Origin of the sequence: Microcoleus sp. B5-D4 (genome assembly GCF_036705145.1) — a bacterium.
In the GTDB taxonomy this organism is placed as follows: Bacteria; Cyanobacteriota; Cyanobacteriia; order Cyanobacteriales; family Microcoleaceae; genus Microcoleus.
On record NZ_JAUBTV010000088.1, the window covers coordinates 18,441 to 29,146 of the forward strand.

Genomic DNA, 10,706 nt, shown 5'->3' on the forward strand with positions numbered 1-10,706 from the left:
TCAATTTTAGATTTTAGATTTTAGATTTTAGATTTTAGATTTTAAATTTTTCTTTTAAGAAGCTTCCACCAAAAAAATTATAACACCGAGAAACCGGGTTTCTTTAAGAAACTCGGTTTCCAATAGCTTAAAAGTTGTACGTTTTTCCGACTTCCATCGGACTTCTTCCTTCTTCCCTCAACATCCGATCAATCTTCAAACCAACTCGATCGCCAAGCCGACTCAGCCTCCACCACAGCAAGTTCCCGCTGCTTTTTCTGGTAATCGCGGCCCAGCGAGTTCAACTTTACAGAGAGGTTACGAATTTGCTGGCGCCAAGCCGAGGTTCCCGCATCGGCAAACTCTATTTCCGATAGCCGCAGTTTAATCGCTGTAATGTGCAGTGCCCTACTACCAAAGGTTGCTGCCGCCAATTTGCGCGATGCTGATGAGGCATCGGTTTCAATGATTAAGTTTAATAAGTTAGGCGGCCCGGCAACACTATCGCCGGAGGATTCAGCACCAGAAGCAGCTTCTAGAACAGGTTCTGGTAATTGACTCGGCAAGATTCCCGACTGTTGCAGCAAGCGGTTGGTGTCGCGAGAAAGCAGCTTGAGTATATGGACGATCGACTTTTCAATACTATTTTGCCAGCGTGCCAAACTTTCTGGGGAATTGGCACTTGGCAATTGATAATTTGCCAATGAAAATAGATAGTTAATGGCCGAAACTTGGTTTTTTTCCTTTTCGTCTTCTTCCTTGTCGTCTGCTTCGTCTTCCTCTTCATCGAAGTCGTCTTCGTCTTCTTCTTCCTCTTCGTCTTCCTCTTCCTCTTCCTCTATTTCTTCATCTGCTTGTGATTCAGTCACCAGCGAGCGCAATTTTTCCTCCGACGCCGCAGCCAAAGCCCTTACAGACTGCTGCATTTTTTGTCTCCCCTCGAAGGACAACTTGAGAAACGACTCCGGTACTGCTTGAGTGCAAAGGTGATAGCAAGCCAAAATTAACTGCTGTCGCACCGCTTGTCCCAACGCAGTTAAATAACCTTCGTAGGTACTGTGAAACTCCAAATTTAAGGCGGCTAAAGCCTCTTCGAGTCCTGCCAAATCTTGCTCTATTCTCTCTCTTGGTCGCACCATATCTCTCGTATAAAATTAAAATAGGACTTATATCATTTCCCGTTACACCGTCAGGTGATGTTGACGGTTGACGGTTGACTGTTGACAGTGAACTCTAATTTACTATTCCGATGCTAACGGATTTGATATTACGCAAGTTTTCAATTTTTACGCTGTCTCTAGTAGTAAGGTTTGCAGTGCCCACCTACAAATATATAGCGGTTCTCAAAAAAGTGACGTATCCCCTATGCCCTATGCCATTAGCCCTATGCCCATGAGTACCTTATCTTTCTGAGAAAGGCTATAGTTTGTCCATAAGTCCTATAAAAATTAAAAATTAAAAATGCAAAAAATCAACTTTTTACATTTTTAATTTTTAATTCTAAATCTTAATTTGGATTATTGAACACCCATTTGGGCGGCCACTTCATCGGCAAAGTTAGCTTCTACCTTTTCAATGCCTTCGCCCAAGACAAAACGCACGAATCGGCGCACTTGGACATTTTCTCCAATTTGGGCGATCGTTTGTTTCACCAACTCTTCCACCGAGATATTCTGATCTTTAATAAAAGGCTGATCCATCAAAGATAACTCTTTCATGCGCTTCTCAATCCGCCCTAGAACAATCTTTTCTTTGATGTTTTCCGGCTTGTTGCCCAAGTCATCTTTGCCCATTTCAATTGCCTTTTCTCTTTCGACAACTTCGGCGGGGATATCTTCAACTTTCACGTATTCCACATTCGGGCAAGCTGCAATTTGCATCGCAATATCCCGCACCAACTTTTGGAATTCTTCGCGACGTGCCACAAAATCTGTTTCGCAGTTAACTTCCACCAGCACTCCCACGCGGCCGCCGGTGTGAATGTAGCTGCCTACAAGCCCTTCTGAGGCAACTCGTCCACCTTTTTTACCTGCCGAAGCCAGACCTTTTTTCCGCAGCCACTCAATGGATGTTTCGATATTGCCTTCGTTTTCAACGAGGGCTTTTTTGCAGTCCATCATGCCCGCGCCAGTTTTTTCGCGCAGTTCTTTAACAAGTTTTGCAGATATGTCCGCCATCTTCTTTAAGTTCCCAATCAAAATTAGTTATTAGTCATTAGTCATCAGTCATTAGTCATCAGTCATTAGTCACTAATTTTAATGTTAATGATTAGACCAGAGTGAAGAAATACCCAGTCGATCTTAGTACCGACTTTGTAGGTGTAGCGCCAGAATTAATTCTGACCCTGACACAATGAATGCTTTTGCCAGAGTTCTACTAATGACTTAGACTCGTGCTATGTACAATTAAAAATTAAAAATATCCAACTAAAAATAATTATTATTTTTAATTTTCAATCTTTAATTTTTAATTTCCTGGTGTCAGATTCCGAGGGCAATACTAGCTCTCGGTTTCTTCGCCCTCGGCCTCAGCGCCGTCGTCGGGATCTACATAATCGGGGTCATCCAATTCTTCGATTTCGACATCATATTCAGCGCCTTCGTAGCCACCGTCGTAGTCGTAGTCTTCCTCAGAGTCGCCGCCCTGCTGACCGTGACGACCTTCGTAGATGGCATCAGCTAACTTGCCGACAATCAGCTTGATCGATCGAATAGCATCGTCATTCGCTGGAATCGCAATGTCAACCAAATCCGGGTCGCAGTTGGTATCCAACAGAGAGACGATCGGAATTCCCAACTTTTGGCATTCCAACACCGCATTATACTCGCGGCGTTGGTCTACCAGCACCACTCCGTCGGGAATCTTCCGCATAGATTTAATCCCGCCCAGATATTTCTGGAGTTTTGCCATTTCTCGGCGCAGTACCGAAGCTTCTTTTTTCGGCAGCAAATCGAGGGCGCCGATTTCCTCGCGACGCTCCAAATCCTTGAGGCGCTCCACGCGGGACTTAATCGTCGTCCAGTTAGTGAGCATTCCCCCCAGCCAGCGCTGGTTGACGTAATAAGCACCGCAGCGTTGAGCTTCTTGGGCTACAATCCCTGCAGCTTGGCGCTTCGTACCCACGAACAAAAACTTTTTGCCTTTTTCTGAGGCAACTCTCATGTACTCGTAGGCGTCTTCCATAAGCTGAGCGGTTTGCACGAGGTCGATGATGTGAACCCCGTTGCGCTCTGTAAAAATGTATGGAGACATTTTTGGGTTCCACCGACGGGTTTGGTGTCCGAAGTGAACCCCTGACTCTAACATTTGAGCCAAACTGACTACTGGCATGGTATTTTTAACTCCTAATTCGGGTTAATCCTCCACCCGGTCGTATTTCTGAAGGTTTGCGCCCTAGAAACACCCGAAAACCCGGATGTGCGAATTTAAACAACTTTTCTAGTTTATCACAGCGCGTGCTACTTTTGCTGACAATCTGATATCCGTAGGGTTGGCTTGGCACCCTACGGTGAGATTTAGGGCGCGGGTTGGGTGCGGGGTACGCACGCTGCGGTTAAAGTTACTTGCAAGCGCTTGTAAAAAACGAAAAATCCAGGTGGGAGGTTAGCGCACAGTAAATATTTTGCTTATATTTGCTAATATATGCTACTATTTGCTGTAGGGCTTACGTACCACTCAGACTCATCAGTCAAATTTCTGGGCTTGCATCCACACACCCTAAGAAAATATGCAGACGAAGGGAAAATCAAAAGCATCAAAAACGAAGCAGGGCAACGACTCTACGATGTCGAATCCTATCAACGCGGTGCAACTAGAACTACCTTTGTTTGCTACTGTCGCGTCAGTTCCTCCAAACAGCGAGATGATCTGGCTCGACAAGTTGAATTCATGCGACAACAATACCCCGACGCCGAAATCATCCAAGATATCGGGTCGGGACTCAATTTCAAGCGGAAAGGATTGCAAGCCCTACTGGTCAGATTTATGCGCGGCGAACAGCTCACGATTGTGGTTGCCTGTCGCGACAGATTGTGCAGATTCGGATTTGAACTTTTCGAGTTCATGGCCGGGCAAAACGGTGGACAAATCTTGGTTCTCGACCGAACTGTTTACTGCCCAGAAACCGAACTCACAAGCGATCTTCTTGCCATCCTTCACGTCTTCAGTGGCAGAATGCACGGACTCAGGAGTTACAGCAAGAAAATCAAGGAAGATCCGTCTATTCCTAAATCCTGAACAAAAGGCGCTAATCAAGCAGTGGTTTGGGGTGAGTCATTTTGTTTACAACACGACTATCAAATACCTTCAAGAACCAGGCACAAAAGCTAGCTGGATGACAATCAAAACTGGAATACTCAACAGTTTGCCAGAATGGGCAAAACCTGTACCTTTCCAAATCAAGTCGATTGCCATCAAAGATGCTTGCTCAACTGTGAAAGCAGCTAAACAGGGTTTCAAAAAAGACGGCCAAATCCGTAAATGTAAATTTCGGAGTAGAAAAGACACCAAGCAATCTATCTATGTGCCAAAGTCTGCCATAAAAGATTGTGGTGTCTACCATTCGATTTTGGGCAAGTGTCAGTTAACAGAATCCTTGCCTAGAAATTTCACTGATGGTAGGTTGACTCTTGCCTATGGCGAGTATTACCTAGTTGTTTCTGAAGAAGTGCAACAAGTTAAGACCGATAAACAAGGTCGGCTGGTTGCCTTAGATCCCGGTGTCCGCACGTTCATGACGTTTTTCTCTGAAAATTCTTATGGGTGGCTAGGAAAAGATTCTAATTTGCACATCCAGAAATTGTGTTTCCGGTTGGACAAATTAGTGTCAAAAATTTCTCAAGCTCCTAGCCGACCAAAAAGAAGATTCAAGAAGGCAGCTAGCAGGCTTCGTTGTAAAATCCAACATTTGGTTAAAGAATTACATCACAAAGTAGCTAGGTTTTTAGTCGATAATTTTGATGTGATTCTGTTGCCCACGTTCGAGAGTTCTCAAATGGTGTCTAAGTCACGCCGTAAGTTGAGAAATAAAACGGTGCGACAAATGTTGACCTTAAGTCATTACGAGTTTAAAACTTTCCTCAAGTGGAAAGCTTGGGAAAACTCAAAAGTTGTGATTGATTGCAACGAAGCATATACGTCGAAAACTGTGTCATGGACTGGCGAAATTATCCAAAATCTAGGTAGTGCTAGAACTATTAAGTCCGCAGCCACTGGATTAAAGATGGATCGGGATTTGAATGGTGCTCGTGGGATTTTCCTTCGGGCATTGGGTGATACCCCTTTGTTAAGAGATTCTCTTAATTTATGTGTTTGTTAGCATTTGTTAGCAAAAAAGTATCGGTTGCCAAAGCCTTTGTTGGCTTGTGAGACAATGGCGTTGTTGGTGCGCCTCTTGTGCCTTCTAACTTCGATCGAGGTGGTATCCATTGTTTTCGATCGGCAATTCAGTCAGCTTTACTACCCTGCCCTCTAGATCCGCAAAAATCCCCAAGCTAAAAACGCCATGCCCATACCCATTCTCGTCCTGCTTGAAGTTCTAATTGTTATCGCACTTTCGAGACTTGTAGGTTTAGGATTTCGAGCGATCAAACAACCTCAAGTCATTGGAGAAATTGTAGCAGGAATTATGCTTGGGCCTTCTCTATTTGGCTTAGTTGCACCTGCCACCGCAACTGCACTTTTTCCAGCCGAAGCCGTTCCCTTCCTCAATGTGTTGTCTGAGGTGGGGCTGATTTTTTTCATGTTCTTGATTGGTTTGGAATTGAATCCCAAGTACCTCAAAAGCAATTTAGATATAGCGATTTTAACTTCCCACGTCAGCATTCTAGTGCCGTTTTCCCTGGGAAGCATCCTAGCACTGCTGCTGTATCCCATCGTTTCAAATAATAGCGTTTCCTTTACCGCCTTTGCTTTGTTTTTGGGCGCTGCGATGTCAATTACTGCCTTTCCGGTGCTGGCAAGAATTATTACAGAACACAACTTGCAGAATACAAAATTGGGGACGCTGGCCCTGACTTGCGCTGCGGTAGACGACGTGACGGCGTGGTGTTTGTTAGCGGTGGCGATCGCAGTTACTCGTACTAATTCGATGATCGGTGCTTTGCCGACAATTATTGAGTCTTTAATTTACATCGGTTTCATGCTGACTGTAGTCCGCTGGTTCTTGCAGCGACTTTCCAAACACTACAACCGCACTGGCAGATTAACACAGTTAGTGCTTTCGGGAATTTACATGGGAGTTGTAGCTTCTGCCTTAATTACTGAATTGATCGGAATTCATTTAATTTTCGGTGCATTTTTGCTTGGTGCTGCCATGCCGAAAAATGCGGGATTAACCAGAGAATTAGCAGAAAAAACCGAAGACTTTGTACTAATATTTCTGCTGCCAATATTTTTTGCTTATAGCGGCTTGCGGACTGAAATCGGCTTGCTCAACAGTCCCGAATTGTGGCTGCTGTGCGCCGCAGTTTTGGGAGTGGCAATTGTCGGCAAATACGTCGGCACTTACGTTGCGGCCAGAGTCTGTGGCATCAGCAACCGCGAAGCTTCAGCGCTGGGATGGCTGATGAATACTCGCGGTTTGACTGAACTAATTGTGCTGAATATCGGTCTTTCCTTGGGCGTAGTTTCGCCGCTGCTATTTACGATGTTAGTCATCATGGCTTTAGTGACAACTTTTATGACTTCGCCTCTGTTGGAGTGGACTTATCCAAAACGGTTAATTAGATTAGATATTTCCGAAGTTAACTCTGAGGATTCTGAATTAGAAGATTTAGAAAGGGCTGATAGCAGCGAACAAACTGCTAATAAATTGCAGCCAACTTATCGAATTTTAGTACCTGTTGCCAATCCCAGCACGCAGAAAGGTTTACTGCGACTAGCGGTAGCGCTGGCGCAGCCGGCTGCTGGTATGGGTGGTGAGGATTTACAGTCGGCGGCGGTTCATCCTCTGAGTTTAATAGAATTAAATGAGGATTATGCCTTTGAAAGTACGCCTGCGGAAGCCGATCGCATTATTCAAGAACGCCGCTCGAAATTATCAGAATTGATTGAGAGTCTGGAACTGCCGGAGGCCCAAAAATTGGTACATCCCATCATTCGGGTTACTAATGATGTTGCCAGGGAAACGGCACAAATTGCGGAAATAGATCGCGCGGATTTGATTTTAGTAGGATGGCACAGACCTACTTTTAGCAGCAACCGTTTGGGAGGACGTGTCGGCCAAATTCTCAGCAACGCTAAGGTGGATGTAGCAATTTTTGTTGACAGAGGCAGGGAAAGGTTGAATAACTTGTTAGTACCTTACGCGGCAAACATTCACGATGATTTGGGGTTAGAATTGGCGCTGAGACTGTTAGTTAATAGTGAGGAACGCCGTTTGACAGTGCTACGGGTGGCGGTTGACGGGGAAGCTGGAAACGAGCTGAGTTACGAGTTTCAACGAGTGATGGAGCAGTTACCGGTTGAGGTACGATCGCGCATTGAGACTCCGATTGTGGAGGCTGCTGAGCCAATTCAAGCAGTAGTAGCGGCTTCTGCTAATGCTGATTTAACTATTGCGGGTACGAGTCGGGAGTGGGGAATTGAGCGCCAAACTTTGGGACAGTATACTGATGAATTGGCTGTGCAGTGTCATTCTTCGCTGCTGATTGCGCGGTGCTACGTTAAAGTGCGATCGCACTTGGCATCGGTACTTCCTCAAAGGTAGTCGGTTGACGGTTGACGGTTGACTGTTGGCAGTTGACTGTTGACTGTTGACTGTTGACTGTTGACTGTTGACTGTTGTTATTAGTTATTGGTTATTGGTTATTGGTTATTTGTGAGTTAGTACCAATGCCCTGCGCGGGCCAATGCCCCATGCCCCATGCCCCATGCCCCATGCCCAATTATTAATTAGCAAGATGATGAATCATTTAAGCCTGAAATCACTGGCATTTTACGGGATTGCGATCGGCTCAGTTGCACTGCTGTTTAAAGTAGTAACTGCTTATGGGGAAACAAATTTAAAGGCGGCCCCGGCAATTGCGGGAACTTATCGCTTCGATCCTAAAAATTTGCCCGAATGTCTAAATTCTGATGTTTTGGAATTGACAATCGAGCAATCGGGTGTTTATTTGAGCGGTAATTTGCGATCGGGCAGCAGGGAGGGCAGGGAAAAAACAGCCCAGGAGAAACCTTCTCTATTTGGTAAGTGGGAAACTCAAGGATTGAACTTGTCGGGTGCGGTTCCTAATTTAGCGGGTTGCAGGGACTCCACAGCAACCGGTCAAAACAGTTCTGTTAAAATGCGCGGAATTGTGGAGCAAGAAAGCCTCAAGGGAAAAATTAGTCTAACTGATAAGACGGCGGCTACTGATTTTACGGCTCAAAGAGAAGCGGCGGTGCAACCCCAGAAGCAGGAACATTGATTGATCCCAATAGAGAATAAGAAATGGGAAATGGGTAATTCTTTGTCGCTTTCCGATTCTCCCCTCATGAAGCAAGGAATCACAAAGCGGCGGCGGGGGTAGGGGAGTGGGCGATCGAACTCCTGCCGCCGGAGCTCGCCCGCGACGGTCGGTTGCTGCTAAATTAGAAAATATACCTAAAAGTCAATGATAAAAATAAAGTATCCCAGAGAAGTTCTTGGTTGAGAATTTGTCTTGCTCAAGACCCCCCGTGCCCGTATAGTTTGTTTGGAATGGATGTTGCCGTGATATTAATGCCGTCAGAAACTTCGCTTACCCAGTCAAACCCGTTAATTTTAGACAGTTTGCCAGACTTGTCGCCCTCCGATGGGGGATGTCCCCGCCGAGCCAGATTGCAAATTGACTTGATGTTGCTGGCGATCGAAGCCTTGTATCTCGGAGGTGCCGAAGAAATGCTGGCTGTGTCAAAGGACCTGGAATTGGAATCAATTATCAAAAATCGGGTTGCCCTTTGGCTGATGCGTAATACTAACCCGCTGAGACGCTATACCCAGCGCCGCTCCCTTACCATTGTGGAGGCAAAAGCGCTGGTGGCGATCGCCTGTAATATGGCGCGTAAGTTAACCGCCACAATTCGGCAGTTGCTGCTAGACTCCCAGCAGTTGCGATCGAAAAATATCCCCCTCAACCAGAACCAGCCGCTGGCGGAGTATTTAGAACGCTTTCGAGCTCACTTTCGATCGCGCATGAACCCCAAGCGATCGCTAGTTGCAGCTTACGATTCCGAGGACAAGCTCAACGAACTAGCTTTGAACTTGTTGAGCAAACTGCTATTTTGTACAGGCACAGCCGGAATGCAGCGCTTCTGGGTTAGCCTGTTTGATGGAGAAGTTGAATAAAAAATGACTATTAGGCGTCAGTACAGTCTGCCAAATTGCACCCTGGTTCTAGAAGGGTTGAGCGATGGATCGGCAGCCAGCCAGTTAGATATACGGCCGGTGCTTTCGATATTAATGAGCGCTGAATGCTATGTGAACGGTCTCGGCGAGCCTTTAAGCGGGGGACGAGACTTTTTTGAAAGCTTGGTGAGGGCAGTCAGCAGCTACGCTCAAGAATTTATGAGCGGAGTGCATTATCCCGATCGCTACGGCCCGAATTTGGGTATGGTACAGTTGCACAGAATTGACGGGAATTTGCACCGGTTGACCGTTCTACCCGCCTCCACAGGCAGCCCAACCCAAATCGATCAAAAACCAGAACTGTCGGCAAAAGTTGATTTGACGACGGTACAGCTATTTGACTTGGTAGAGGCGATCGATCAGTTTTTTGCCGACACGCAGACGCTGCCGGAATTGTCGCTGCAATTAACCCCAATTTCCCGGCGTTACGTCAAGTCGGCCGAACCTTTGGCGAAGCGGAGTTTGCCCGCTGTCGTGGGCGTGTCGAGTTTGGCTTTGGCTGCGATGGCGTTTTTCTTGGTGCCGGTGCCCGAAGTCCAGCGTCCCAGAGATCCGGTGCCGCAGCCCAATCCAGCAGGCCAGAATCAGGGGACGCCGAATCCGGGCGGATCGGGTTCGCCTAATCCCAATCCCACGCCCCCTGCTGACGGTTTGCTGCCTGGGACTCAAACTCCGAACGCTGAATCGATTTCGCCGACTCCGATCCCCGCCCCGCAGCCGGACGCTTCACCTAGCGCCACACCGCAGTCGAGCACTTTGCCGGAAAGCACGCCCACTCCTGTTGCTGAAGGTTTGGCAAGCCCAGATTTGGCAGCCCTGCCAATTACAGATCCAGGGGAAATTGACCTGTTGAGGGGCAAACTTTCCCAGCAAATTGATGGAGTTGTGAAGAATCAGCCTCCGGTTGATGCGGAGTTGGTTTATCGGGTGAGTGTGGCCCCAGACGGGGCGATTGTCGGTTACAAGCCGGAAAATTCGGCAGCAGTCGAGAGATCCGAAACGCCGTTGTCGGAGTTGCTTTACAAACCCGTTGGCAGCAGGCCACCTGCGGAAGCGCTGGCTGATTTCCGCGTAGTTTTAGCACCAGACGGCAAGGTTCAAGTCAGTCCTTGGTAATGGTTGACGGTTGACTGTTAACGGTTGACGGTTGACTGTTAACGGTTGACTGTTAACGGTTGACGGTTGACTGATACCAAATCCCGCTTAAATGCTGCCTCATACCATGTCGGATCGATCGCGCATAATACATCGGCCGGGGCGGGTTTTTGAGATTGTCGGTTTTTACCCACATTCCGCACCCCCAACTGGCACATACGCGGATTGAGGGGGTAAAAGTGAATCATCCGAGACAAAGCGTGAG

General features: G+C 46.8%; 10 protein-coding genes. 6 read left to right on the forward strand and 4 right to left on the reverse strand.

Annotated features, from left to right (window positions below; all coding sequences use genetic code 11):
• Positions 1–188: 188 nt before the first annotated feature.
• The 3 genes from QUB10_RS28225 to rpsB all read right to left on the reverse strand — a co-directional run bounded on the left by QUB10_RS28225 (position 189) and on the right by rpsB (position 3,309).
• A complete protein-coding gene (locus QUB10_RS28225; protein ID WP_333206532.1) occupies positions 189–1,118 on the reverse strand; it encodes a hypothetical protein in 930 nt (309 codons plus the stop codon).
• A gap of 378 nt (positions 1,119–1,496) precedes the next feature.
• Positions 1,497–2,156, reverse strand: a complete 660-nt coding sequence (gene tsf / locus QUB10_RS28230) for a translation elongation factor Ts (RefSeq protein ID WP_333072626.1) — start codon at positions 2,154–2,156, stop codon at positions 1,497–1,499.
• Positions 2,157–2,478: 322 nt separating this feature from the next.
• The gene (rpsB, locus tag QUB10_RS28235) at positions 2,479–3,309 is read right to left on the reverse strand and encodes a 30S ribosomal protein S2 (protein WP_333206533.1); all 831 of its coding nucleotides are present in this window, start codon (positions 3,307–3,309) and stop codon (positions 2,479–2,481) included.
• 312 nt (positions 3,310–3,621) lie between these two features.
• Here rpsB and QUB10_RS28240 point away from each other — a divergent pair, with 312 nt between their 5' ends.
• The 6 genes from QUB10_RS28240 to QUB10_RS28265 all read left to right on the forward strand — a co-directional run bounded on the left by QUB10_RS28240 (position 3,622) and on the right by QUB10_RS28265 (position 10,462).
• Complete coding sequence (locus QUB10_RS28240) at positions 3,622–4,215, forward strand: IS607 family transposase (protein WP_333206535.1); 594 nt, start codon at positions 3,622–3,624, stop codon at positions 4,213–4,215.
• Positions 4,216–4,246: 31 nt separating this feature from the next.
• Entirely contained in the window at positions 4,247–5,296 is a 1,050-nt protein-coding gene (locus QUB10_RS28245) for an RNA-guided endonuclease InsQ/TnpB family protein (protein ID WP_445300834.1), read from the forward strand.
• A 186-nt stretch (positions 5,297–5,482) separates the two neighbouring features.
• Positions 5,483–7,687 carry a cation:proton antiporter domain-containing protein gene (locus tag QUB10_RS28250; protein WP_333206539.1) on the forward strand — a complete coding sequence of 735 codons (2,205 nt, stop codon included), beginning with the start codon at positions 5,483–5,485 and terminating at the stop codon, positions 7,685–7,687.
• 193 nt (positions 7,688–7,880) lie between these two features.
• Positions 7,881–8,387, forward strand: coding sequence for a hypothetical protein (locus QUB10_RS28255; protein ID WP_333206541.1), 507 nt, complete (start codon positions 7,881–7,883; stop codon positions 8,385–8,387).
• 272 nt (positions 8,388–8,659) lie between these two features.
• Complete coding sequence (locus tag QUB10_RS28260; RefSeq protein WP_333206543.1) at positions 8,660–9,286, forward strand: DUF3038 domain-containing protein; 627 nt, start codon at positions 8,660–8,662, stop codon at positions 9,284–9,286.
• Positions 9,287–9,289: 3 nt separating this feature from the next.
• The gene (locus tag QUB10_RS28265) at positions 9,290–10,462 is read left to right on the forward strand and encodes a DUF4335 domain-containing protein (protein ID WP_333206545.1); all 1,173 of its coding nucleotides are present in this window, start codon (positions 9,290–9,292) and stop codon (positions 10,460–10,462) included.
• Positions 10,463–10,500: 38 nt separating this feature from the next.
• Here the strand turns inward: QUB10_RS28265 and QUB10_RS28270 are convergent.
• A partial coding sequence (locus QUB10_RS28270; RefSeq protein WP_333206547.1) for a hypothetical protein occupies positions 10,501–10,706 on the reverse strand: 206 nt, incomplete at its 5' end.